The following is a 25,600-nucleotide window of genomic DNA, read 5'->3' on the forward strand; positions in this document are numbered from 1 at the left end:
GCATACATCGCATCATAGCCCGCGCGATCAATATGAGCCGAGGCCGTAAATGCCTCATCCGGTGAATAGGTCGTGTCGGTCATGGTGTTCCTCCCTTATGCTGCCACCAATTGGGTTGGGGCTACTTAGAGAGTATTTTACAGCTGTTTCTGTCAAATTTCATGTAACTTACTGTCTGTAATCAGTTTTTTTGTAAAATATTTTTCCAATTTAGCGTATTTTTTGTAAACATGTTTTACTATTGGTAAAATATGTTTGATTTACAAAAGGTTGCAAGATTGCGCATTTCGTGTGTTGCACTGGCTGCAATGGGCGGCATTGTAATGGGGGCGCTAACATGGCTCGTGCTGATATTAAGGCGCAGTGTGCATTCCTGAAAAAAGCCGCCCAACCTTGCGGTGGAGCGACTCAAGACTGGCGTCGTCATTTGGCCGATTTGGACCTTTAATAGGTCGCTCGTCCGCCAGAGAGGTCAAAGACCGATGCTGTGGTAAAGGAATTATCTTTGGTGCACAGCCATGTGATCATGCTGGCCGCTTCGCTGACTTCCAAAAAGCGCCCGCGTGGAATTTTAGACAGCATGTAGTCAATAAACTCTGGTGTGAGTTGATCTAAAATACGGGTTTTGGCAGTCGCTGGGGTTACGCAATTGACTGCGATGTCTTGCCCCGCGTGCTCTTTGCCCAAGGTTTTTGTCAGGCCGATGACGCCAGCTTTAGAGGCCGCATAGGGACCAGCGTTTGGGTTGCCCTCTTTGCCGGCAATGGACGCGACATTCACAACGCGCCCGTAGCCACGTTCAACCATATAGGGCAGTACAGATTTACAGCAGTTGAACACGCCAGTCAGGTTGATTTCCATGACGTCATTCCACGCTTTTGGGTCGTAATCTATGACTGGCGCATTTGGTCCTGCGATGCCTGCGCTGGCAACCAGAACGTCAATCTGTCCCCAGTCTTGGATGACTTGCGCCGCTTGTTTTGCGACTTCATTTAAATCACGCACATCGACGCCATATGCGCGGGCATTTTCGCCAAGTTCATGCGCTGTTTTTTCGGCAAGGCTGTGATCCATGTCCCACAGAGCGACCCGTGCACCCGAGGCAATCATACGTTCCGCCACAGCGCGTCCGATGCCTTGAGCGCCGCCTGTAATAACCGCCACTTGGCCCTCTAAATCATATTGGTTCACATCAATATCCTTTGTTTGTTTACTCAATCTTACGCGCCCTAAAATCATGGGCTCAAGGTAAAGCTTGGGCCTGATTGATTAGAGGAGTTGCTCTTATCTTTAAGGTCTGCTTTAAAATGGTATACCAAATTGGAGCACACTATGGCGCGCTTGAACAGCCTAAACAGTTATGTTTTTTTTGAAGCAGTGGCACGACGCAAGTCGGTGACGCGGGCCGCAGAAGAGTTGTTGGTGTCGCCTTCTGCGGTCAGCCAACAAGTGAAACTTTTGGAGCAGCAACTTGGGATAAAGCTGTTTCGGCGCGAGGGCAGAAGTTCAAGTTTGACGCTTGAAGGCGAGCAACTGTTTAAAGCCAGTTCTGCGGCCATTCGGATGCTGAAAGACGCGCAGCGGCATTTGGGCAAACAGCATGAAGCGCGTCGTCTTAACTTGCGTGTGACACCAAGCTTTGGCGTGCGTTGGCTTGGGCCACGTTTGGCTGATTTCGTGCAAAGCCAGCCAACATGGGATTTGCGGGTCGATGCGGCTCCTGATCCTACTGACTTTGATCGTGAGATCATGGATTTTGACATTCGCTACGGCACCGCTGCATGGGAAGGGTTTGAATGCCAACCCATTTTGTCTGACCAAGTTTTACCATTGTGTGCGCCTGCAATGCGTGATGATCTGCGGGCGCGTTTTGGCACAGATCCTGCGGCGATGCTGGGCGGTGCACGATTGATCGACAGTGCGCGAGCGCTGTGCCAATGGGATTTTTGGCTGCACAGAAATGGATTGTCTGTCGAGTCCAACACCAAATCGATCTTACTGGATCGCTCATCTCTTGCGCTGCAAATGGCCTGCGATGGGGCTGGGGTTGTGCTTGAATCTTTGGCCGTTGCAACGGGTGAGGTTGCGCGTGGTGATCTGGTGCCCTTGACCCCAACTTTGCCTGTTGTAGAATTTCCAGCCTATTGGGTGGTGTGCCCTGCGCGGCATATGAAACGCCGCGCTGTGGCATCGTTTTTGACATGGATTTCTGAGCAAGCGGACCTTCACAAAATCACAACATCAAGCATCATGGAACAATATGATTTGAGTGTTGATGTGTTGCAATCACCTGCGGATGAGCTTGGCGGGCAGGGCGCAGGCACAACGTAGCTTTGATGCCGCAAGAGTGCTGCGGCACCACATTGGATCAATGTATGAGGGAGCCACCATTGACGTCAATTTCCGACCCCGTGACATAGGCCGATAGCTGTGACGCTAAGAACAACGCGCAGCCTGCAACGTCTGATGCTTGGCCAGCGCGCGCCATTGGGATGCCTTCGACAATTTGCGCTTTGATTTCATCTGTCAGCATTCCGCCTGTGATATCTGTCGCAATGAACCCGGGGCAAATGGCGTTTGAACGCACGCCATCAGGGGCCAGTTCGCGAGCCATGGCTTTGGTCAGACCCAAGATGCCTGCCTTGGCAGCTGAATAGTGTGGTCCGCCAAAAATACCGCCGCCGCGTTGTGCGGAAACTGACGACATATTCACAATCGATCCGGTTGTACGTGACCGCATATGTGGGATGATCGCTTGCGACATGTATAGCGTACCGCGCAGGTTCACATCCAACACTGCATCGTAGTTTTCAGGCGCAATATCCATCAGCTTGAGCGGCTGAGTTATGCCCGCATTGTTGACTAAAATATCGACCTGACCAAAGGTTTCGATCACGCTATAGGCTGCCGCTTCGCAGTGAGCTTTGTTGGTGACATCGCAGGCCAATCCAATGTGATGTCCCGCCTGATCGCCACCTAAATCGGCTGCTGCATCTTGGGCTTGGGCTTCATTCAAGTCTAAAATTGCGACACGCGCGCCATGCTCGGCAAACAGTTGAGCTGTGGCTTTGCCAAGCCCCCGCACTGAGGCCGCACCAGTGATGATTGCGGTTTTTCCATCGAGAAGTTTCATATCTATTTTACATCCATGATTTGACTTGGGCTGCGATAGCATCTGCTGTCAGCCCGTATTGGTGGTGCAATGTTGGTAATGCGCCCGCATCGAGCATCTCATCGGGCAGGGCGATGGATTTGAATGGCACAAATACGCCGCTGCGCATCAACTCTGCGCCGACCGCTTCGCCCAAGCCACCGATAATGGTGTGGTTTTCAGCCGTTACCACAAGGCGTCCCGTTTTGGCGGCTTCGCGTTTGATGGTTTCCACATCGAGCGGTTTAATGGTGGGGCAATGCAGCACGGCTGCATCGATTCCATCGGCTTTGAGGCGCTTGGCAGCATCAATCGTGCGCATGGTCATAAATCCTGTGGAAATGAACAAAACATCATTGCCGTCATGGATCATCTTGGCTTTGCCCAATTCGAATTTATAACCGTATTCAGACAAAACATCAGGTACTTTGCCACGCAAAAGGCGCATGTAAACAGGTCCGTTGTGATCTGCGATGGCGCGGGTGGCTTGGTCGATATCCGTGGCATCACAAGGGTCCACGATGGTCAGGTTTGGCATGCCGCGAAAGATCGCCAAATCTTCGGTGGCTTGATGCGAGGGGCCATATCCTGTGGTTAGTCCGGGCAGAGCGCAGACGATTTTGACTGGCAGATTTTCTTCGGCGATTGCCATGAAGATAAAATCATAGGCGCGTCGCGAGGCAAACACGGCATAGGTGGTTGCGAATGGCGTAAAGCCTTCGCGGGCCAAGCCTGCCGCAGCTGAGATCATCACCTGTTCGGCCATGCCCATTTGGTAAAACCGATCTGGGTATTCTTTGGCGAAAACATGCAGGTCGGTGTATTTCGACAAGTCAGCTGTGAGCCCAACAATGTCGTCGCGGGTCTTGGCCAAATCGCACAAGGCATGACCAAAGGGCGCAGAAATCGTGTTGCGGCCTTCACTGTCGAGCGAGGCGATCATTGCAGATGTTGTCAGTTTTTCACCCCCATCAGAGGCAGGTGTAGAGCGAGGCGCGAATTTCGATTTGCGGCGTGAAAGCGGACCGATGGGGGCTTCATGAGGCACAGAAAAGGTCATTGGGGCATATCCTTGTCTAGAATGGCGATGGCTTTGTCCCATTCATCGGCTTCGACGCGGATGAAGTGAGTGATGTCGCGCTCTTCCAAAAAAGGCACGCCTTTGCACATCTTGGTGTTGCAGATGATGACACGGGGGCGGGGGTCTTGCAGGGCGCGGGCTATGTCAAAGGCCGCGACCACAGCGTCCATATCGTTGCCATCAATTTCTTGCGCGTGCCATCCGAATGCGGCCCATTTTGCGGCCTCAGTCCCGCGTCCTGTGGCCAAGGCGTTGGTTGTTTTACCGTCAGCTTGTTGGTCGTTGAAGTCCACTATGCAGATCAGATTATCAAGCTTATGCGACACGGCGGACATCACAGCTTCCCATGTTGATCCTTCGCCGAGTTCCCCGTCTGACATGAGATTGTAGATAAAAGCAGGGTTGTTTTTGCGTTTGAGGCCAAGGGCCGATCCTACAGCAATTCCCAGCCCGTGGCCCAATGAACCACCGGTGATTTCCATGCCGGGTGTGTAGGCTGCCATGCCTGACATGGGCATGCGGCTGTCATCCATGCCGTATGTTTCAAGCTCGTCATCGGGCAAAATGCCTGCTTCGATCATCGCGGAATACAACGCAATTGCGTAGTGGCCGATGGATAAAAAGAACCGATCGCGGCCTTCCCATTCTGGGTCATCAGGGCGATGTGTGAGAGCGTGAAAATAGGATACGGCTAAAACATCAGCGACACCAAGAGCTTGGCCGATATAGCCTTGTCCTTGAACTGCGCCCATGCGCAGGGCTGTGCGCCGAATGTTCCACGCGCGGCGCGCGAGGCTGGTGTTAGAGTGATGTTGGCTTGTTGGGTGGGCCATGGTGTGATCCCCTTTGAAAATACCGCAACGACAAGGTTGGGGCATCAAAGGGCAAAGCTTGATTGAGGTCTATCATTTAACCTTAATCATAAATTAAGATGAGCTTAATCGTTAGGCGCGCTAACGTCTGCTTCACTGGCATATTTATCGCGAATGTTTTCGATCAGCGCATCCAAGTGCTCGTTGATATGTTTATATGTCAGGTCAATATCGCGCGACTGCAGCGCAGCCATTATTCCACCATGCTGACGTTTGACCCGATCAGAGCTTTCTTTGCGGCTGGCGGACAAATAGCGGGCACGCCACAGGCGACGTACAAACGCGCTGTGGGTTTCTGCCAGCACAGCATTGTGTGACGCAGCAGCGATGGCCATGTGGAATTCCATATCAAATTCAAAGAAATCAATCTTGCCAACCTTGCCTTGGACCAGAGCCATATTGTCATGCATGGCTTGGAGTTTAGCGATATCTTTGTCCGTGGCGTGTTTGCAGGCTAATGCGCCACACCGCAGTTCCAGAGCCGTAAGAACCTCAATAACATCTGAAATTTCTTCAAAGGATGGGTCGGCAACAATCGGGCTGCGCGATGGCCGTAAAAGCACAAGACCTTCTTTGGACAAAATCCGAATAGCTTCACGCATAGGGGTGCGCGACACATCCAATTCTATGGCGTGATCGCGCTCTTTGATTTGCTGTCCGGGCGCAAGCGTGCCTTTTAAAATGTCACGGCGCAGCTTGTCGGCGATTTGTTCCGGCAGTGTTTTGTCAGTCATATGTTTCAAGGCCTAGGTGTTTATGGTGGTTTTGCCAACTTCCTGTTGTTGCGCGATATGGGGCTGTTGACCAGACTAAAATAATATTTCCATTTGGTATACCAAATTACTGTTGATTGTCGATAGCGACATCGCTAGCGTTATCGGCGATGGTATACCATCTAGGCGGCCGAGTGAGGATTCGGCTGATGAAAATAACGCGGCGCAAACGCCGTAAGGGAGGACGACGAATGAAACTTAAAACACTTTTGACTGCGACTGCTGCAGCTGCTCTGCTGGCCGGAGCTGCAAGTGCACAAACACATTTGCGCATTCAAACACACTACGCCACTGAGCACCCATCCGGTAAGCTCGCGGCACAGTTTGTTGACGATGTTCAAACAATGTCTGGTGGCGAGATCACCATTGAAATGTTCTATTCTTCATCTGTTGTTGCAACAGTTGAAACATTTGATGCTGCTGTAAACGGCATTCTTGATTGTGACATGACAGGTGGTGCGTACCAAACTGGTAAAAACCCAGCGTTCCAATTCGTTGGTGACATCATGGGAGGCTACGACACACCTTGGCAGCAGTTGTCTTGGCTCTACTACGGTGACGGTTATGAAGCGGCTCAAAAACTGTACAACGCAGAAGGCATGCAGCTTGTAGGCTGGTGGCTTTACGGCCAAGAATCATTCGCATCTTCACGCCCGATCGCGGGCCCAGAAGATTTGAAAGGTTGGAAATTCCGCTCACCTCCTGGCCTTGAAACAGAGATTTTCACCGAAATGGGCGCAACCCCAATCGTGATGGATTTCACTGAAATCTTTACAGCGCTTGAAACTGGCATCATCGACGGCGCTGATGCGTCTGGTCTTGCCAACAACGTTGGCCTTGGTCTGTACGATATCGTTAAGCACGCCAACTACCCTGGCTTCCACTCTATGCCTTCTGACCACCTTGCGTGTAACAAAGCCGTTTGGGATGGCATGAGCGAGCAAGAGCGCCGCATCATGGACACAGCGATGCAAAAGCTTTCAATGCACACAGCGCTTTCAAATGAAAAGAAAAACGCTGAAGCTGCTGCTATGCTGAAAACGCAAGGCGTGACTTTGTACGATTGGTCTGACGCTGACAAAGCTGATTTCCGTGCCGCAGCTCAACGCGCATGGGATAAGTTTGCTGAAGGTTCGCCCGAAGCTGTTGCTTTGGTTGCAAGCCACCGTTCTTACTTGAAACAACTCGGTTTGATTTCTGAGTAAGATGCGTCTCGCTTAAGAGATCGTGGATATGGGGCGAGCCGGATTGAATTTTGGCTCGCCTTTGTATCCTAAAATTAAAAAACTTATAACAGTGGGGTGTTAAGCACATGGAAAGCGAGAGCATATGGCTCGGTCCAATGCGCAAGCCTGTTCGTCTTGGGATGATCGGATTTGCGATAGCGGCGGCCATTACGTTTGCGTGGATGGCGATTCAAACTTTTGTCGCGACAGAGCCAACGACAATGTACGATATAGTAAGGCCTTCTGGCCATTTCTTGGCGCAGTTGGTTTTATTCACTTTCTCGGGCGCAATTTTATTCACGTCGCTTTACATGTCAGACAGTGTCGGTGCGATTGAATCAAAACCGCAGGGGTTCTTTGATACCCTGTCTTTGGTCTGTTCACGTATCGCTATGATCGGCATCGTCAGCATCGTTTTGGTGATGTTTTACGAAGTGGTATCGCGCTACGCCTTTGAGGCACCAACTCTTTGGGCCAACGAAATGTCGCTGTGGATTGCTGCGTTCTTATTCATGCTTGCAGGGCTCTACGCCATGCAACAACGAAGCCACATTCGCATTTATGTCATTTACGACATCATGCCACGTTGGTTTCAAAAGATGGCTGATATCATTTCAGTGTTCTTGATTTGGGTCTTCTCCTTTGCCCTTGTTTGGGGTGGATATAATGAAGCCCTTCTTAAATTCTCTCGGATGGAAACTTTTGGTACAGCGTGGGATCCGCCCATTCCTGCCACGATCAAGCCTGCCATTTTGATCATTATCTGTCTTGTTGCGATGCAAGCCTTGTCAAATCTGATCGCAGATTGGCACAAAGCCCCCGCCGCACATGACGAGATTGATGAAACGGAAATTGAAAACATCCGCGCTACGCTGAGGGAAGATTAATATGGAATTTTTGGAAGCCTTTGCGTGGATGAAGGTGGCTGACATTGGCACCATCTCTATCCTACTTTTGCTTGGCATGTTTGCGCTCTTGGCGCTTGGTATGCCGCTTGGGTTTGCATCAGCGTTTTTGGCGGTTGCCACGCTGGTCATGAAGTTCGGTCCTGAACTGATGTTTAGCGATTTTGGACGTGGTCCATTCAACGTTTTGGGGCAAGCCGTATATAGGCAGCTGACGAACTATGTTTTGATATCGGTACCGCTGTTTATCTTTATGGCATCCTTGCTGGAACGCTCAGGTATTGCGCGTGACATGTATTCATCACTCAATGTGTGGATGGCACGGACACGCGGCGGTATTGCCATCGTGACCTCTATCATGGCGGTCATCATGGCAGCTATGTCAGGGATTATTGGCGGCGAAGTTGTGTTGCTTGGTCTGATTGCTCTGCCACAGATGTTGCGTCTTGGCTACAACCAAAACCTTGCGATCGGGACGATCTGTGCTTCAGGTTCTCTTGGCACCATGATCCCGCCGTCCATTGTTTTGATCATGTACGGTCTCATCACCGAAACTTCGATCAAAGCCTTGTTCACGGCGTCGTTCTTGCCTGGGTTTATGCTGGCCACGTTCTTTATTCTGTACATTGTCATTCGCACGCGGATGAACCCATCTTTGGCGCCTTTGCCAGAGCCTGATCCCACTGCTCCACACGGATCTGAGAAAAGCTTGATGTTCCTTGGCTTCATGGCAAAATTCGCCATGTGGGTTTCTGGCGTCATCTTTGCCCGTGCCGTATTCTTTACGCTAATGGGGTCAAACAAAGTGACCGAAGGCGTTGACCCGATCTTCCTTGGGATGGTCAGTGATCTGCCATACATCGTTGGGGCGTTTGCTCTGTGCTTTGTTGTCGTGCGCTATATCGTTGGCCCAGAACGTACTGCAACAGGTTGGGAAATGGGCAAAGGTCTAATCGCGCCGATCGTTGTGATTGGTGTTGTGCTTGGGTCCATCTATGGTGGCATTACAGGCATTACAGAAGCTGCTGGTATGGGCGTGATCGCTGTGTTTGTGATCAGTGCTATTCGCGGCGAGATGACCTTTGACATCGTTTACGACAGCTTGATGCGTACATTGAAATCGACAGGTACAATCATCTGGGTGACGATCGGTGCTGCCGCTTTGGCTGCCGCTTACACTCTCTCGGGTGGTCCGACGTATGTAGCGAACATGATCGTGGGGGCTGAATTGCCGACCATGGGCGTGATCCTTGTGATGATGCTGATCTTCCTTGTGATGGGCATGTTCATGGACTGGATCGGGATCGTGCTTTTGATCATGCCGGTATTTTTGCCCATCGTTCTCAAATTGCCTATCGATGAGATCGGCGTCTTGGGTGGGCTAGAATCCAAACATGTGGGTATCTGGTTCGGTGTGGTGTTCTGTATGAACATGCAAGTATCGTTCCTGTCTCCTCCCTTTGGTCCTGCAGCGTTCTATTTGAAATCTGTCGCACCTTCGCACATCACTTTGGTCGATATCTTCAAGGGCTTCTTGCCATTCATCTTGATCCAATTGTGCGCCTTGGGTGTCTTGCTTGTTTGGCCACCGATTATTGCGGTGTTCTTGTAAGATTATTCTGCGGTTTTGATCGAAGATTAAAGCTGTAATTCTAGTACGTTAAATTTACACCAATTGCCGGAGCGATGCGTTCGCTCCGGCTTTCTCTCTAGTCTTGTGCCACACTGAAAAGCTATCAATTCGCGGGTGAATTCCATAATGAACACTGTAAGACTCTCCGAGCGCGACAATGTCGTGACTGCCATCCGTTCGCTGCAAGTTGGCGAAAGTGATGCGACCCAACTTATTCCGCGGGGTCATAAACTTGCCTCTGAAAATATCGCCAAAGGCGCAGCTGTTTACAAGTACGCTCAAATTATCGGGTATGCAGCGGAAGACATCGCCAAGGGCGCGCATGTCCACATACATAACCTAGATTTTCGCAACGTTGACCAAGAGCACAGTTTTGGATCAAACTTGCAGAAGCCGGCACCCGCTGCCAAACTTGACACATTCATGGGCTACAAACGCCCCTCCGGTCGTGTTGGGACGCGCAATTTCATTGCCGTTCTAACATCGGTTAACTGTTCTGCTACGGCTGCAAAACTGATCGCGGCGCATTTCACCGACGAAAAACTGAGCGCCTATCCAAATGTCGATGGCGTTGCCGCGTTTTGCCATGGCACAGGCTGCGCGATGGGCGGGGATGGCACTGGATTTGAATTGTTGCAACGCACGCTTTGGGGGTATGCGAAAAACCCGAATGTGGGCGGTGTGTTGATGGCAGGTCTCGGTTGCGAAATGATGCAAATCGATTGGCTGATCGAGTCCTATGGGCTTGAACCTGGCCCACGCTTTCAATCTATGAACATCCAAGACGTCGGTGGTTTGCGTAAAACCGTTGAGCTTGGCATCAAAAAAATCGAAGCCATGTTGCCCGTAGTCAATGCTGATACCCGCACCGAATGCCCCGTTTCTGAATTGATGGTGGCGTTGCAATGTGGTGGATCTGACGCGTGGTCTGGCATCACAGCGAACCCTGCGGTTGGCTATGCGGTTGATCTTTTGGTGGCCCAAGGCGGGACTGGCGTCTTGGCTGAAACCCCTGAAATTTATGGCGCAGAGCATCTTTTGACAGCGCGTGCCGCAGATGAAACTATCGGCACAAAACTGATCGGCCTGATTGATTGGTGGCAAGAATACACGACGATCAACAAGGGCAGCATGGACAACAATCCAAGCCCCGGAAACAAAAAAGGCGGTCTCACCACCATCTTGGAAAAATCCTTGGGTGCGGCTGCCAAAGGCGGAACAACGCCGCTAAATGGTGTCTATAAATACGCCGAAACAGTCACCGCGAAAGGCTTTGTCTTTATGGACAGCCCCGGCTACGACCCCGCGTCAGTGACAGGGCAAATCGCATCTGGTTGCAATCTGGTTGTGTTCACAACGGGACGCGGATCTGCCTTTGGGTCAAAACCTGCTCCGACGCTGAAAGTGGCGTCCAACACCGAAATGTACGCACGTATGTCCGAAGACATGGACATCAACGCAGGGCGCGTTCTGACCGAAGGTGCTTCGGTTGAAGAGGTGGGGCGCGAAATCTATGAGGCTTGGTTGCATATGGCCTCAGGCGGTCAATCCAAATCCGAAGCCCAAGGGCTTGGCGATTATGAATTCGTCCCGTGGCAAGTCGGGGCCGTGATGTAATGACAAAAACACCTCTTTGCGTCATCGGTGGAGGGTCTATCGGCTTGCGACACATGAGCGTCGCTCAACTGTCAGACCATGTTGATTTGACCGCCGTGGTAGAACCCGTCGCTGAACGACGCAAAGAGCTTTTGTCATTGGGAATGCCGGCTGTTGCCACGCTGGATGAGGTGCCGAAACATACACGTGGTGCAATTGTTGCGACACCAACAACAGATCACGCGACAACGGCATTGGCTGCGCTGGATCATGGATGGGCGGTATTGGTTGAAAAGCCTGTGACCAGCACTCTTGGCGAAGGCAAAGCGCTGTGTGAGAGAGCTGAGCGTCTTGATCTGCCATTGTTCACGGGCCATCACCGTCGTTGCCATCCGTTTTCTATCGCGGCCAAAGATCATCTACGCGACATTGGCAATATAGTCTCACTGCAAGGGCTATGGTCGCTGCGCAAACATGACAGCTATTACGATGTGGATTGGCGCAGGCGTGCCGGTGCAGGACCTGTTTTGACCAACCTGAGCCATGAAATCGATCTGCTGCGGTTCTTCGCTGGCGAGATTTGCGCAGTTTCAGCTATGACGTCAAATGCGACACGTGGATTGGATATCGAAGATACGGCCTCTTTGAGCTTTCGATTTGAAAATCACGTACTTGGTTCTTTTTTAATCTCAGATGCGGGTGCATCGCCTTGGTCATTTGAGGCGGCGACGGGGGAAAACCCTGATCTTGCGTATTCAGGTCAAGACTCGCTGCGGATTATAGGTACCAAAGGCGCGCTGTCCTTTCCATCGTTGACGCGATGGCATGGGCGTGGCACGGACCCTGTGGAGTGGCGCTCTGCCTTGGTTAAAACCGCGGGGCCTACTTTCGCAAAGGTTGATCCATTGTTGGTGCAAACCGAACGTTTTGCGGCCGTGGTGAACGGGGGCCAAGACGACCTTTTGGCCACGGGACGCGATGGATTAAAAACGCTTGAACTCACCTTGGCGACGCTTTTGGCGGCGCAACATGGCACGACACTATCCCTTGGCCAAGTGCCAGATAATTATAACGGCGGCGCAGTTTAACCGCACCGGTTTAGGACTTCGCATATGTCTCGATCATATTCTCAAACGATTGCCCCGCGAGAAGACAATGTTGGTCTGGGCGTGGCCATGATGGCGCTCGCGATCTTGTTTTTCACCTGCATTGATACCTCTGCGAAATGGCTGATCTTGGCGGGGCTTCCCGCTATTCAAGTTGTTTTCGCGCGATATGCTGTGCATTTTATATTGTCTTTAGTGTTGTTTATCCCAAAAGAGGGGATGAATGCTGTGCGGTCTAAAAAGCCGTGGAAAGAGTTTTTCCGTGCATTGTTTTTATTCGGATCAACCGTCTGCAACTTTACCGCGCTTAAATATTTACCCATCACAGTGACCACGACCATTATGTTTGCTGTTCCTGTGGTGGTCACGCTGTTGGCCATCCCTGTGTTGGGTGAAAAGGTTGGTATTCGCCGTGTGCTCGCTGTTTGTGTCGGGTTCTTAGGGGTGATCGTTGTGATGCAACCTTGGGGAGTCGGGTTCCATCCTGCGATGTTCTTGAACCTCTGTGCACTTGTGCTGGCGGCGATGTATTTTGTGATGACACGGTTGCTTGCAGGTGTTGAGCGTAATTCAACTATGCAGCTTTGGTCATCTGGGCTGGCCACATTGTGTCTTGCACCTGTGGCGTTACCTGTATGGGTCTGGCCGACGCAGGTCATGGAATTTGTCGTGTTGGTGGCAATTGGTTTGTTCGGCGGATTTGGTCATATTTTTGCGACCTCTGCGCACCGGCTTGCAGATGCGTCTATTCTGTCGCCTGTCGTATATATCCAACTGTTTTTGGCGGCGCTTGCTGGCGTCTTGGTGTTTGACACTTGGCCAACGATTTGGACCTTGGCGGGTGGTTCGATCATCATCGCCTCAGGTATCTATATCTGGCAACGCGAACGCCACAAAGCTGCTTGATCCAAAAACGGGCTGCAAGCATACGCTACGCAGCCCGTTTCAGGGAGGATACCTGTGGTTAGCCGCGCCCGATATAGGGCATATTGGTGGCCATAACCGTCATGAATTGTGCGTTTGCACCCTCAGGCAAAGAGGCCATGTGCAGCACTGATTTTGCAACATTATCGACATGCATCACGGGTTCGATTTTAGTCGACCCATCTGCTTGCGGCATGCCTGTGGTCATGGATTGCGCCATATCCGTTAGGGCATTGCCAATGTCGATTTGCCCACACGCAATGTTAAACGCACGCCCGTCCAGCGACAGGGTTCGGGTGAGCCCAAGCACGGCATGTTTGGATGCTGTATAGGGCGAGGACCCGATGCGCGGCACATAAGCAGAGACTGAGCCGTTGTTGATGATCCGCCCACCTTGCGGTGTTTGATGGCGCATCAGGCCAAAGGCTGCGCGCGCAGCGATAAAGGCACCGGTTACATTGACGTTCATCAGATTACGAAATTCATCAACGGACAGCTCATCAATCGGCGCGCCGCCCATGCTGACACCTGCGTTGTTGAACAGGGCGTCCAGATGCCCCCAAGCTGCATGTGCTTTGCCAAATTGCGCATCGACCTGCGCCTCATCGGTCACATCGCAAGGTAAAACCATTGCGTGCTCATAACCTTCGGCGGTCTCATTGAGGGGCGCTTCTCGACGCCCAACAAGACCCACTTTCCAGCCTGCTTTTAAAAAGGTGTGCGCCGTGGCACGTCCAACGCCGCTGCCTGCGCCTGTGACAATAATTGTTTGCATGTAAAGGTGCTCCTAGTGGTTGTCGCGTGGCAAATCTTGCCCGACTTTTTGATAGGCCGTGGCCAATTCTAAACAGCCGCCCTCAGACAATTGGCCGACGTTTTTACGGTAAATTTCTTGCCATGGGGTTTGATGGTGCAATTCAGGCTGGACCCATGCGTCTATGCGGGCTTGCCATTCGGCGTCGTCCACCAGAGCATTCAAAGCACGTGCATTGAGATCCAGTTTGACCCTGTCGCCTGTGTTCAAAAACGCCAACCCGCCGCCAATGACGCTTTCAGGCGATGCGTTCAAAATCGAAGGGCTTTCTGAGGTGCCAGATTGCCGCCCGTCGCCCACAGTTGGCAGGTGTTTAATGCCTTGGCGAATAATGGCATCTGGTGGCTGCATGTTGACCACTTCTGCAGAGCCCGGATAGCCGACGCAGCCGACGCCACGGATGAATAGGATGCTTTTTTCGTCAATCTCAAGCGCTGGATCGTTGATACGGTCGTGGTAATCTTCGGGCCCTTCAAAGACGACTGCGCGGGCTTCATAGACGCCCTCGTTGCCGGGTTCTGATAGGAACCGTGCGCGAAAATCGGGTGAGATCACCGAGGTTTTCATCAAGGCGCTGTCAAACAAATTACCGGACAAGACCATAAAGCCTGCGTTTTCACGCATGGGTGCGTCATAGGTTTTGATCACCTTGGTGTCGTGCGATTCGCGCCCGTTTAGGTTTTCGCCCATGGTTTTACCGGATGCGGTCATCACATCAGTGTGGATGCGGCCCGCTTTGTGCAACTCGGCCATCACAGCCGGTACGCCGCCTGCGTGGAAAAAGCTTTCCCCAAGATATTCGCCAGCAGGCTGCATGTTGACCAAAAGCGGTACATCAAAGCCAACAGTTTCCCAATCTTTCACATTCAACTCGACGCCAATATGGCGTGCGACGGCTTGCAAGTGGGGGGGCGCATTTGTTGATCCGCCAATGGCAGAGTTCGTGACAATAGCGTTTTCGAAGGCTTCGCGCGTCATGATGTCTGAGGGCTTGAGGTCCTCAATAACCATGCCGACAATACGTTTTCCGGTCTCGTAGGCCATGTTCATACGCTCGCGAAACGGCGCTGGAATGGCTGAGTTTCCGGTCAATGTCATGCCCAAAGCTTCGGCCATTGCGTTCATTGTTGAAGCTGTGCCCATGGTGTTGCAGTGGCCCAAAGAGGGCGCAGACGAACAGGCGCGTTCAATAAATTCATCGTATTCGATCTTGCCTTCGGCCAGCAATCTGCGGCTTTCCCAGATGATCGTGCCTGACCCAGCACGTTCGCCTTTCCACCAGCCATCCAGCATTGGACCGCCGTTCAAAGCAATGGCTGGGATGTCGACCGTGGCTGCGCCCATCAACATCGCAGGTGTGGTTTTATCGCAGCCTGTTGTCAAAACAACGCCGTCAAGCGGGTAGCCGTGCAGCACTTCGACCAAACCCAAATAGGATAGGTTTCTGTCCAACGCTGCCGTGGGCCGTTTGCCTGTTTCTTGGATTGGGTGCACCGGAAATTCCATTGGAATGCCGCCGCCATCGCGAATACCCGCTTTGATCCGGTCCATCAAAAAGACATGAATTTTATTACAAGGGGCCAAATCTGATCCTGTTTGAGCAATGCCAATAATGGGTCGCTCGCCTTGCAGTTCTTCAACTGTAAAGGCTTGGTTTTGATAGCGTTCCAGATACAGCGCGGTCATTCCGGGGTTGTTTGGATTGTCAAACCACTCTTGTGATCGAAACTTTTTTCCGGCCCTTGTATTGCTCATGTCATGTCCCTGCTTGCTGCCCAAAGGCCATGAATTTGGCTTGGGGAATATTGTTGCTTTGCACAGCATCGCGATTTGGTATACCAAATGCAAGAGCAATAATTTGACGTAAGTCATCAATTGAATGAGGGATGTTATATGAAGCGTTTGGTTTTTATCGGCGTACTTGCGTTGATGCCATCTACAGGTTTTGCGGACGACGCAGTTCTGCCCCCGCAAGAACAGGTTGAGACGTGTTTGATGTCGCAAGCGCAAAGTGGCGGACCAAGTATTTCTTGTATTAATGAAGCGCAGGGCAGCTGCATTCAGTTCATATCGGATGCACCGCAAGCGGCTTTGCTGTGTTTTTTGGATGCGCAAAAAGTATGGACCAACTACATCGGCGCGCGTATGGATTTCGTGCTTGAAAAGGGCGGCGATGATTTGGCTGCCGTGGCGGGAATCGAAGTGAAATTCGATTTATTGCAAAATAAATTACAATGCCAACGGATGAGCGAACTTACGATGTTGCGTGCTGCGCCGACTGAGCAAACTCAAATAACTGCGGCACGGTGCGACGCTACAGCAAATGGTTTGGTGTTTGCCAAACTTGTTGCGCAGTCCGAAAACTTAAAGTGATATTTCCCTTAACCCATTAAAAATAAGGATAATCCTATGCTTGAAGAGCCCCCTCTGTTGAAAGTAAAACGCCCTGCCCAAAGACCGACGCAGGCACAGATTGATGCGTTTCAAAACACCCCAACGGGATTTGTTGCGGATGCAATGGATGGGCTTGGCGCAATGGATGCTCAAATCCAAGCTCTCGGTGCAGGTTTTGGTTTGCCCTATGCTGCGGCTGGGCCTGCGTTGACAGCCTATAATGGGCCGGCTGATGTTTTGGCCGCGCTTGCGGCGCTTAAATTTATACAACCGGGCGATATTTTGGTGTCGAGCGTCAATGGATTTCAAGGCTGCGCAACTGTGGGCGATCGGATCACTGGCATGGCCAAAAATTGCGGTGCAATTGGGTTTGTCACGGATGGTCCGATGCGCGATTTCGAAGGTGTCGCTAAAGTGGGCTTGCCCAGTTGGTGTACGGGTCTCAACCCAAATTCGCCCTTTACCAAGGGGCCGGGCACAGTCGGATTTGGCGTCAATATTGGTGGGCGTCAGGTGGAAACAGGCGACATGATTGTTGCGGACCGCGACGGTGTTGTTGTTGTTCCATTCGCCCAAATTGATGCTGTCATTGCACGGCTTGAGCAGGTGAAAACTCTGGAATATGCGCTTGATAAAGAGGTCGAAGAGGGTCTGAAGGTGCCGCAAAATATTTTGGATTTGCTTGAAAGTGATCAGACCACATATCACGATTGATATGCTTGATTGATAAAAGGCCACCCGCGCATATTACGCGGGTGGCCTTTTGTTTTTTGTTCAAGGGGTTCGGTTTATTTCGCGCCTTTTTTGACGGCCTCGGCCAGTTCAAAGCCATTCATGCGTGCGACGTGATCTGCAAGATGCGGTACATAATCTGCCCCATGACCTGCGGCTTCCACAGCTGTGTAATAAGATTTCACGGCTTCACCAACTGGGTTCAAAGCCCGCACATTTGATGCCATCGCTGAGGCGTAGTGAACGTCTTTTGAGGCATTGGTGATCGAGAATTTATGCACCTCCATGTCGCGCCCAACAGCGCAGGACATAAACGTATCAAAAAAGCCATTGGACAGACGCGACGCGCCAATCACATCGTTAATGACTTGCGGCGTTAGACCTGATTTGACGCCAACGCTCAGCGCTTCTGCATAAATCGCCGCATATCCCATGGATATGAAATTCATTATGAGTTTCATCTTATGGGCTGAGCCAACCGGCCCCACGTGATTGATGATCCCCGCCCAGCATTCGATCAGCGGTAGAACTTTGGCAAAGGTTGCATCGTCCGCGCCGACCATCGCATCAAGCATCCCTGCTTCGGCTTCTTTTGGTGTACGCCCCAAAGGCGCGTCGACCATATGCATGCCAGCTGCTTCCAATTCTTGCGCCAGCGTGACTGTCGACGTGGGGTTTGCGGTGCTGGAATCCACTACAATCAAGCCGGCTTTGCCACCTGCTAAAATGCCGTCATCGCCGCGAATGGTTGCTTCGACAGAATCACTGTTGGGCAAGCAAAGGTGAATGATATCGCACAGAGCAGCCATTTCTTTGGGGCTGTCCACTTCTGTTGCGCCTTTTGCCACCAAGTCATCGATAGGCGTGCGGTTGCTGTTGCCTTTTATGTAAAGTGTGTAGCCGCCTTTGAGGATATTCGCGGCCATGCCGTGCCCCATTAAGCCGACGCCGATAAAGCCGATTATTGGTTTGGTTTTCATTGTGTGTCCTCCCACAGGATTTTGAGCAGTGATTAAAGTGAGGCAGTGATGCCGCCGTCGACGAAAAGAGTGTGTCCGTTGACAAAATTCGATGCATTTGAGGCCAAGAACACAGCCGCGCCCACCAGCTCTTCGATTTGTCCCCAGCGCCCTGCAGGGGTACGTTTTTCCAGCCAAGCGCTAAACTCAGGATCGGCAACAAGCGCTGCATTCAGCGGTGTGTCGAAATATCCTGGCGCGATGGCATTACAGTTTAATCCAAGCTGTGCCCAATCAGTCGCCATGCCTTTGGTCAGATTCGCGACAGCGCCTTTGGTCGCGGTGTAAGGCGCAATACCGGGGCGGGCGAGAGCGGTTTGAACTGACGCGATATTGATGATTTTACCAGTGCCACGTTTGATCATATGTTTGGCAACAGCTTGTCCAACGTTGAACACCGAAGTTACATTTGTGCGCATCAATTGGTCGAATTTATCAGCAGGAAATTCGTGCAAAGGCGCGCGAAATTGCATGCCGGCGTTGTTGATCAAAATATCAATCGGACCATGGTTTTTCTCAAATCCATCAATGGACTGCGCAACACCTGCGTGATCTGTAACATCAAAATTTAGGGTGTGTGCCGTGTATCCTTTGTTGCGCAGTTTTTGTGCCGCAGCCTCAAGAAGGTCTGTGCCGCGTGCGTTGAGAACGACATGCGCCCCCGCTTCGCACAGCCCGCGTGCTAAAGCGAATCCGATGCCCATAGAAGAGCCAGTGATGAGAGCTGTTTTGCCGCTAAGATCGAACAGTTTCATAGAGCTTGAACTTCCTTTGGTTTGGCTTTTTTGCTTCAATCAACAACTTGGTCTTGATGCTTTTTGAAAATGGTATACCATTTTGTCGGTTATGCAAGACATGTACGCCGCGCATCGCGGCGTCGTGCGGGGGGATACACATGAAAACACAAAACACAAAGACCGCTCTGGCGCAGCGGCAAGATCAACACGTCATTAATGCCTCTAGAGCACATCGCACGGGTCGCGCGGTATGTTGATATTTATGGCGGCTGTGTTTTTTCTTATCGTGACCCCAGGGCCTGGTGTTTTGTCGACGGCTGGGGTCGGCGCGGCCTATGGTTTTAAAGCGGGATTGCGTTATGTCTTGGGTCTATTCATAGGTACCAACCTCGTGGCACTTACGGCGATAACGGGTATCGCAGCGGTTGTTTTGTCTGTGCCTGTGGTGCGAACCGTTTTGATGGTGCTGTCGGTCGCGTATCTGACCTATCTGGCGGCAAAGATCGCCTTTGCAGGCTCGAAAATGGCGTTTATCGAAGCGCGCTCTGCCCCAGGTATCAAGCAAGGACTGCTACTTCAGGCGATTAATCCTAAAGCCTATAGTGTGAACATCGCCTTGTTTTCAGGCTTTGCATTTGCCCCTGAAAACCTGATCGCTGAAGCAGGACTGAAGCTAGTTATCATCGCGCTGATTTGGGCCCCGATTCATCTAGGTTGGCTTTATTTTGGTGTGGCGGTGCATCGATTGGATTTGGCTGAACGCACACAGCGCAAAATCAACTACGCCATGGCATTGTCCATGATGTTGGTGGTTGGGCTTGCGGTTTTTTCGATGATCAGGGGCGTTTAATGCCTGCGATATCGTTTCCCATTTCAAGGAATATCACATGACAATTCAATCAGCTTTGAAAGCGCTCGAGCGGCTTTTGGGGGACCGTTTGGTGACGTCTGATGCAGTGCTTGCGCAGCACGGCGAGAATGAAACCTATTTTACAAACACACCTCCTGATGCGGTCATTTTCCCTGAAAATACCGAAGACGTGTCGCAAATCGTTAAGCTCTGTAACATGCACGCTTGCCCCATCGTGGCTTATGGCGCGGGCACGTCGCTTGAGGCGCAACATTTGGCCGTGCAAGGCGGTGTCGTGCTTGATTTTTCCAATATGAACAGCGTGCTTGAAGTGCGTGACGAAGACCTGACCGCTGTGGTGCAACCCGGACTGACACGTGAAGATCTGAACACCTATTTGCGCGATACGGGTTTGTTTTTCTCGGTTGATCCGGGGGCGAATGCCTCGATGGGGGGCATGGCTGCCACGCGCGCATCGGGTACAACAGCAGTGCGATATGGCACGATGAGCGACAATGTTTTAGCGTTTGAGGTCGTGATGGCGGATGGCACGATCATCCGCACCGGCACAGGCGCGCGCAAAACGGCGTCGGGTTATGATCTCACGCACCTGCTGATCGGGTCCGAGGGCACGCTTGGTATTATCACCGAGCTTACAGTCAAACTACACGGAATTCCCGAAGCGGTGTCCGCCGCGACCTGTCGATTTGACAGCGTCGAGGATGCTGTGAATACAGTTATTTTGACCATCCAATCGGGTATTCCAATGGCGCGTATCGAGCTGTTGGATGATGTGATGGTGCGTGGGTTTAATACCTATTCCAAAAGCGATCTGCCGGAAAAACCACATCTGTTTGTCGAATTTCACGGCTCACCCACTGCTGTGGCTGAACAAGCCGAAAATTTTGGCGATATCGCTGGGGAATTTTCGGCTGAAGACTTTGCATGGACAACAAAACTTGAAGAACGCACAGCGCTTTGGGCCATGCGTCACAAGGCACATTACGCGTCTTGGTCGCTCAATCCGGGCAAGAAATTTTTGGCCACAGATGTGTGTGTTCCAATCTCGCGATTGGCCGAAGCTGTTGTCAAAGCCAAAGAAGACAGCGTTCGTTTGGGGCTGACATCGACCATTGTTGGTCATGTCGGCGACGGAAACTTTCACTGCGGTGTAGGCGTGGACACAGACAACCCTGATGAAATCGCGCGGGTCGAAGAGTTCACCGATAACCTATGCAAATTGGCGCTGCGCCTTGGTGGCACGGTCACCGGCGAGCACGGCATTGGCGTAGGAAAAATAAAATTCATGGATGCCGAACATGGCGCGGCTGTCCCCTTTATGCGTGCGGTGAAAGCCGCGCTTGATCCCAACAATATTTTGAACCCAGGCAAGGTCATTCCTACAGCCACGGACAAGAGGTAACACAATGATTCCACATTCAAACCCTAACCCAGACGCCACGTTTGTTGGCCGTGTCTGGCGCCCAAATGTTGGACCCTGTCTTGTGGTCTTGCGCGCAGATCAGGTGATTGACATCACGTCAAAAGACGCGCCCACCATGCGCGATTTGCTAGAACGTGATGATGTCGTCAACTTTGTGCGAGCCGCGCAAGGCGACGTGATTGGAACCTTGGCTGATGTGACGCGCGGCTCGGTTGAGGGCGCGGGCGAAGATGTGTTGCATTTCTTGCCACCGACCGATTTGCAAGCGATCAAAGCCTCTGGCGTGACGTTCGCGGAAAGTATGGTTGAACGGGTGATCGAAGAGCAGGCTGCAGGCAACGCAGACCATGCCGAAGCGATCCGTAAAAAGGTCAAATCCAGCATTGGCGATAGTCTGTCTGGGATCGTTCCTGGATCTGAAAAAGCGATGGAGGTCAAAGCGATCCTGCAAGCAGAAGGCCTGTGGTCGCAGTATTTGGAAGTGGGCATTGGCCCCGATGCCGAAGTGTTCACCAAGTCGCAGCCTATGGGCGCGGTGGGGTGGGGCGCTAGCGTGGGTCTGCATCCGATGTCGAGCTGGAACAACCCCGAACCCGAAGTGGTTTTGGCCGTGACGTCTGCGGGCAAAGTTGTTGGCGCGACCTTGGGCAATGACGTGAACTTGCGCGATGTGGAAGGGCGCTCTGCGTTGCTGTTGGGCAAAGCCAAAGACAACAACGCATCGTGTTCGATCGGGCCTTTCGTACGCTTGTTCGATGATAGCTTTGGCATGGAAGATGTGCAAAACGCTGAGCTGGATCTCAAGATCACAGGCGACGACGGCTTTGTGTTGGATGGTCACTCGTTCATGAATAAAATCAGTCGCACTCCGCAAAGCATCGTCGATCAAACCGTTGGTCGCCATCATCAATACCCTGATGGGTTCTTCTTGTTCCTCGGTACGCTGTTTGCACCGGTGCAAGACCGCGACGTCAAAGGGCAAGGTTTCACGCACAAACTGGGCGATGTTGTCACGATCTCTGAGCCAAATTTGGGTGCGTTGCAAAATACGGTGCGCCTATCAACCCAGTGCCCTCCTTGGACGTTTGGCACGGCCGCACTCATGCGCAATCTTGCAGCCCGTGGGCTGATATAATTCAATGAAGGAAACGACGTTATGAAAGTTCTTATTCTAGGCGGTGGTGGCTTTGTTGGTCAAAAACTGGCGCGCAGTTTGGTGGCTCGTGGCACCTTGCGCGGGGAAAACATCAAAACGCTTGTGTTGGCAGATGTTGTCGATCCTGCGGTTGTTGAAGCGCCCTTTGGCGTTGAGGTGGCGACATGCGACATTTCTGATCCAGACCAAGTCAATCAACTGATTTCCGAAGACGTCGATGTCATCTACCTTTTGGCCGCTATCGTGTCAGGCCAAGCCGAAGAAGATCTCGATTTGGGGATGCGCATTAATATGATGGGCACGCTCAATGTGTTGGAGCGTTGCCGCGCTTTGCCTCATGCGCCTGTCGTGGTTTTCACCTCGTCTGTTGCGTGTTTTGGTGGCGATTTGCCTGACGTGATCACCGATCAAACCTTGCTCAATCCGCAGACGTCTTATGGCGCGCAAAAGGCGATTGGCGAGCTGTTGATCAACGATTATTCCCGTCGTGGTTTGATTGATGGACGCGGCTTTCGGTTGCCAACGATTTCTGTGCGCCCCGGTAAACCAAATCGCGCGGCTTCTGGGTTTATGTCGTCGATCTTTCGCGAGCCGCTTAATGGCATGACATCCAACTGCCCTGTAAGCCGTGATTTCCCGCATTTTTACCTGTCACCGCGCAAGTGTATTGAAAACCTTATTAAAGGTGCTGAAATCTCTGCTGAAGACTTTGGTCAAAATCGTTGCATGACCATGCCGGGACAAAATTTGACCATTGGGGCAATGATCGATGCGATGACGGCTGTCGCAGGGCCAGAGCCAGAAAAATTGATCACATATGAGACGGATGAGGATGTGTGGGCGATTGCCAAAGGCTGGCAGTTCACTTTCAAAACTGACAAAGCGCGCGCACTGGGTTTGACCGCTGATGAAAGCTTTGAAGAGAACATTCGGTACTATATCGAAGATGATCAACCAAACGCTTGATTGAGCTAAATATATGTCAAAGGGCGCCCGATTGAGGCGCCCTTTTTCGTTTTTTAATGTCGGTAACAGCTAGATTAATTGACTGGGGTCAACAAATCTTTGCCTGCCAAATGAGCTGACACATTGGCAAGTTGCAACTCGGCCATAGCGCGGCGCGTTTCAACAGTACCAGAGCCTTGGTGTGGCTGTAGAATAGCCGTTTTCAAGTCGTAAAACCGTTCATCAATTTTTGGTTCGTCGTTGAATACATCCAGTCCCGCACCTGCGATGGTGCCATCGGCCAACGCTTTGATCAAAGCGTCTTCGTCAATGGTTGAGCCGCGTGAAATGTTGATCACAACACCGCGTGGGCCAAGGGCTGCTATGGCTTCTGCTGAGACGTATTTTTCAGTTTCTTTGCCGCCGACAAGCGCGATGACAAGGTAATCAACTGCAGTGGCCAAAGACACGACATCTGCGTGATAGGTCCAGTTTGGCGTCTCTTTTTCTGATCGTGCGTGGTAGTGAATGTCCATCTTAAAGGCAGCCAAACGGTCCGCAATGTCGCGCCCGATCCGGCCAAGCCCAACGATCCCAACAGACGATCCAGACATTTTGCGGTTGAGTGGCAGATTTTCTCCACCAGCCCATGTGCCAGAGCGCACCCATGCATCGCCCGCCACCATATTGCGCGATTGAGCAATCATCATGCCGACCGCGATATCTGCCACATCGTCGTTGAGAACGTCTGGCGTGTTGGTGACTTTGATGCCTCGCGCGGAAGCGTCCGTGACATTGATTGCATCATAGCCAACACCGTAGTTTGCGATCAGGCCAAGGTTGGGCAGCAAGTCCATTGTCGCGGCGTTCAGTGGAGTGTGCCCTTTGAACGCAATGGCTTTGATCGTCGCGCGTGTGGCTTCAGACAGTTCGGAAACAGCATCAGGCGCGGCAGAAAAACTGGCGCTGTGCGCGGCTTCAAGGCGTGCGCGCTCCTCGCTAGAAAAGGCGGCGCCGAGGATGAGAAGAGGTGTATTGGTCATTTGGAATGCCCTTTCAAAAATTACAGAATGCCGCGAATGCGGCGGATGGCTTCGATGATGTTTGTTGTCGAATTTGCATATGAAAAGCGCAAATAGCCCTCCCCCCATGCCCCAAATGATGTGCCCGCGACAGTTGCCACGCCCGCGTCATTTAGAAATTTGTCTTGTGCTTCGGTGGCCGTCATACCTGTGCCTTCGATATTGGCAAAGGCGTAAAATGCCCCAGCAGGATCGGGACAGCGCACGCCGGGCAAGCTGTTAAGTTCGCGGCCTATAACCGTACGGCGCGCATCGAATTGGGCGACCATATCATGAACTGCATCTTGTGGTCCGTTCAATGCTTCAATGGCGGCAAATTGTGTTGCGGCATTTACACACGAATGATCGTTGATGCACAGGCGCGTGACATGATCCACCAAGCTGTCAGGCCACACAGCATAGCCGATACGCCAACCTGTCATCGCGTATGTTTTCGACCAACCATCAAGCATGATCAGTCGATCTCTGATCTCAGGATATTGCAATAAGCTCACGTGTTCACGACCACCGTAAAGCATGTTTGAATAAATTTCATCCGACAAAAGCGCCACATGCGGGTGCTCTAAAAGCCCAGCAACAAGTTTGTCGATTTCGGTTTTCGGCGTCACGCCCCCAGTGGGGTTGGCCGGGCTGTTGATGATGATAAGACGTGTTTTATCAGTGATTTGCGCCAACACAGCTTCGGCGGAAAAGGCAAAGTCATTTTCCTCTTTCAAGGCAATAGGCACAGGCGTTGCGCCAGTATAGTTGATCATGCTTTCATAAATAGGGAACCCTGGGTTGGGGTACATAATTTCCACATCAGGCTGCCCAAACATTGTGATCGCGAAAAACATTGTCGGCTTGCCGCCAGGAACGACAACAACGTTGTCTGGGTTCACTTCGACATCGTGACGGCGGTGCAAATCCGCACTCACGGCTTGGCGCAGTTGCGGCAAGCCGTTTGCAGGCGTGTAGCCGTGATGTCCGTCACGCAGCGCTTTGATGCCTGCTTCTACAATGTTTTCGGGCGTTTTAAAATCTGGCTGACCGATCCCAAGATTGATAATATCCTGCCCTTGCGCTGCCAAGGCTTGCGCCCGTGCCAGCACCATAAAAGCGGATTCAGTACCAAGTCGTGACAGGCTGTCGGCAAGCTGTAGCTGAGCCTTCATGTGGCT

At 51.8% G+C, this 25,600-nt stretch carries 24 protein-coding genes; 13 read left to right on the forward strand and 11 right to left on the reverse strand.

All coding sequences use genetic code 11. From position 1 onward, the window contains the following. Nucleotides 1-444 precede the first annotated feature (444 nt). Nucleotides 445-1,191 carry an SDR family NAD(P)-dependent oxidoreductase gene (locus BM025_RS17315; RefSeq protein ID WP_085850725.1) on the reverse strand — a complete coding sequence of 249 codons (747 nt, stop codon included), beginning with the start codon at nt 1,189-1,191 and terminating at the stop codon, nt 445-447. 141 nt (nt 1,192-1,332) lie between these two features. Between BM025_RS17315 and BM025_RS17320 the strand changes: the two genes are divergently transcribed. After that, nucleotides 1,333-2,331: a LysR substrate-binding domain-containing protein gene (locus tag BM025_RS17320; RefSeq protein ID WP_085850721.1), complete on the forward strand. Its 999-nt coding sequence runs from the start codon at nt 1,333-1,335 to the stop codon at nt 2,329-2,331. Nucleotides 2,332-2,368: 37 nt separating this feature from the next. Here the strand turns inward: BM025_RS17320 and BM025_RS17325 are convergent, their stop codons facing one another. The 4 genes from BM025_RS17325 to BM025_RS17340 all read right to left on the reverse strand — a co-directional run bounded on the left by BM025_RS17325 (nt 2,369) and on the right by BM025_RS17340 (nt 5,838). Further along, nucleotides 2,369-3,133, reverse strand: coding sequence for an SDR family NAD(P)-dependent oxidoreductase (locus tag BM025_RS17325; protein WP_085850720.1), 765 nt, complete (start codon nt 3,131-3,133; stop codon nt 2,369-2,371). 7 nt (nt 3,134-3,140) lie between these two features. Beyond that, nucleotides 3,141-4,211, reverse strand: a complete 1,071-nt coding sequence (locus BM025_RS17330) for a transketolase family protein (protein ID WP_085850719.1) — start codon at nt 4,209-4,211, stop codon at nt 3,141-3,143. Beyond that, nucleotides 4,208-5,065, reverse strand: coding sequence for a transketolase (locus BM025_RS17335; RefSeq protein WP_085850718.1), 858 nt, complete (start codon nt 5,063-5,065; stop codon nt 4,208-4,210). Before BM025_RS17335 ends, BM025_RS17330 begins: the two co-directional genes overlap by 4 nt. A gap of 104 nt (nt 5,066-5,169) precedes the next feature. Continuing rightward, nucleotides 5,170-5,838, reverse strand: a complete 669-nt coding sequence (locus BM025_RS17340) for a GntR family transcriptional regulator (protein WP_085850717.1) — start codon at nt 5,836-5,838, stop codon at nt 5,170-5,172. Between the two features lie 230 nt (nt 5,839-6,068). Between BM025_RS17340 and BM025_RS17345 the strand changes: the two genes are divergently transcribed. The 6 genes from BM025_RS17345 (at nt 6,069) to BM025_RS17370 (ending at nt 13,249) form a co-directional block, all read left to right on the forward strand. Beyond that, nucleotides 6,069-7,082, forward strand: a complete 1,014-nt coding sequence (locus BM025_RS17345; RefSeq protein WP_085850716.1) for a TRAP transporter substrate-binding protein — start codon at nt 6,069-6,071, stop codon at nt 7,080-7,082. 137 nt (nt 7,083-7,219) lie between these two features. Next, complete coding sequence (locus tag BM025_RS17350) at nt 7,220-7,990, forward strand: TRAP transporter small permease subunit (RefSeq protein ID WP_244515894.1); 771 nt, start codon at nt 7,220-7,222, stop codon at nt 7,988-7,990. Nucleotide 7,991: 1 nt separating this feature from the next. Further along, on the forward strand, nt 7,992-9,620 hold the full coding sequence (locus BM025_RS17355; protein ID WP_211753593.1) for a TRAP transporter large permease: 1,629 nt from the start codon (nt 7,992-7,994) through the stop codon (nt 9,618-9,620). A gap of 147 nt (nt 9,621-9,767) precedes the next feature. Further along, the gene (locus BM025_RS17360; RefSeq protein WP_085850714.1) at nt 9,768-11,258 is read left to right on the forward strand and encodes a UxaA family hydrolase; all 1,491 of its coding nucleotides are present in this window, start codon (nt 9,768-9,770) and stop codon (nt 11,256-11,258) included. Then, nucleotides 11,258-12,325, forward strand: coding sequence for a Gfo/Idh/MocA family protein (locus BM025_RS17365; protein WP_085850713.1), 1,068 nt, complete (start codon nt 11,258-11,260; stop codon nt 12,323-12,325). The genes BM025_RS17360 and BM025_RS17365 overlap by 1 nt, the downstream gene beginning before the upstream one ends. Nucleotides 12,326-12,349: 24 nt before the next feature. Next, a complete protein-coding gene (locus tag BM025_RS17370) occupies nt 12,350-13,249 on the forward strand; it encodes a DMT family transporter (RefSeq protein ID WP_085850712.1) in 900 nt (299 codons plus the stop codon). Nucleotides 13,250-13,307: 58 nt separating this feature from the next. On the opposite strand, the gene BM025_RS17375 is transcribed toward BM025_RS17370, so the two are convergent. Together BM025_RS17375 and BM025_RS17380 are read right to left on the reverse strand one after the other, a co-directional pair. After that, a complete protein-coding gene (locus BM025_RS17375; protein WP_085850711.1) occupies nt 13,308-14,042 on the reverse strand; it encodes an SDR family oxidoreductase in 735 nt (244 codons plus the stop codon). 12 nt (nt 14,043-14,054) lie between these two features. Then, on the reverse strand, nt 14,055-15,836 hold the full coding sequence (locus tag BM025_RS17380) for an IlvD/Edd family dehydratase (protein ID WP_085850710.1): 1,782 nt from the start codon (nt 15,834-15,836) through the stop codon (nt 14,055-14,057). A gap of 138 nt (nt 15,837-15,974) precedes the next feature. Here BM025_RS17380 and BM025_RS17385 point away from each other — a divergent pair, with 138 nt between their 5' ends. Both BM025_RS17385 and BM025_RS17390 read left to right on the forward strand, forming a co-directional pair. Continuing rightward, a complete protein-coding gene (locus BM025_RS17385; RefSeq protein ID WP_085850709.1) occupies nt 15,975-16,454 on the forward strand; it encodes a hypothetical protein in 480 nt (159 codons plus the stop codon). 36 nt (nt 16,455-16,490) lie between these two features. Next, complete coding sequence (locus tag BM025_RS17390) at nt 16,491-17,189, forward strand: RraA family protein (RefSeq protein WP_085850708.1); 699 nt, start codon at nt 16,491-16,493, stop codon at nt 17,187-17,189. Nucleotides 17,190-17,263: 74 nt separating this feature from the next. Here the strand turns inward: BM025_RS17390 and BM025_RS17395 are convergent, their stop codons facing one another. Both BM025_RS17395 and BM025_RS17400 read right to left on the reverse strand, forming a co-directional pair. Beyond that, nucleotides 17,264-18,187 (reverse strand): NAD(P)-dependent oxidoreductase, encoded by a 924-nt coding sequence (locus BM025_RS17395; protein ID WP_085850707.1) that lies wholly within the window; start codon nt 18,185-18,187, stop codon nt 17,264-17,266. A gap of 32 nt (nt 18,188-18,219) precedes the next feature. Further along, on the reverse strand, nt 18,220-18,981 hold the full coding sequence (locus BM025_RS17400; protein WP_085850706.1) for an SDR family oxidoreductase: 762 nt from the start codon (nt 18,979-18,981) through the stop codon (nt 18,220-18,222). 232 nt (nt 18,982-19,213) lie between these two features. Between BM025_RS17400 and BM025_RS17405 the strand changes: the two genes are divergently transcribed. From BM025_RS17405 to denD, 4 genes are read left to right on the forward strand one after another with little or no spacing between them, the layout of a single operon-like run. Further along, nucleotides 19,214-19,813: a LysE family translocator gene (locus BM025_RS17405; protein ID WP_085850705.1), complete on the forward strand. Its 600-nt coding sequence runs from the start codon at nt 19,214-19,216 to the stop codon at nt 19,811-19,813. Nucleotides 19,814-19,850: 37 nt separating this feature from the next. Beyond that, a complete protein-coding gene (locus tag BM025_RS17410) occupies nt 19,851-21,236 on the forward strand; it encodes an FAD-binding oxidoreductase (RefSeq protein ID WP_085850704.1) in 1,386 nt (461 codons plus the stop codon). Nucleotides 21,237-21,240: 4 nt separating this feature from the next. Continuing rightward, entirely contained in the window at nt 21,241-22,392 is a 1,152-nt protein-coding gene (locus BM025_RS17415; RefSeq protein WP_085850703.1) for a fumarylacetoacetate hydrolase family protein, read from the forward strand. A gap of 21 nt (nt 22,393-22,413) precedes the next feature. Then, complete coding sequence (gene denD / locus BM025_RS17420) at nt 22,414-23,379, forward strand: D-erythronate dehydrogenase (RefSeq protein WP_085850702.1); 966 nt, start codon at nt 22,414-22,416, stop codon at nt 23,377-23,379. A gap of 74 nt (nt 23,380-23,453) precedes the next feature. Here the strand turns inward: denD and BM025_RS17425 are convergent, their stop codons facing one another. Both BM025_RS17425 and BM025_RS17430 read right to left on the reverse strand, forming a co-directional pair. Next, nucleotides 23,454-24,401, reverse strand: coding sequence for a 2-hydroxyacid dehydrogenase (locus tag BM025_RS17425; RefSeq protein ID WP_085850701.1), 948 nt, complete (start codon nt 24,399-24,401; stop codon nt 23,454-23,456). A gap of 20 nt (nt 24,402-24,421) precedes the next feature. Beyond that, a complete protein-coding gene (locus BM025_RS17430; protein ID WP_085850700.1) occupies nt 24,422-25,594 on the reverse strand; it encodes a pyridoxal phosphate-dependent aminotransferase in 1,173 nt (390 codons plus the stop codon). Nucleotides 25,595-25,600 lie beyond the last annotated feature (6 nt).

Origin of the sequence: Pacificibacter marinus (assembly GCF_900109555.1) — a bacterium.
Classification (GTDB): Bacteria; Pseudomonadota; Alphaproteobacteria; order Rhodobacterales; family Rhodobacteraceae; genus Celeribacter; species Celeribacter marinus_C.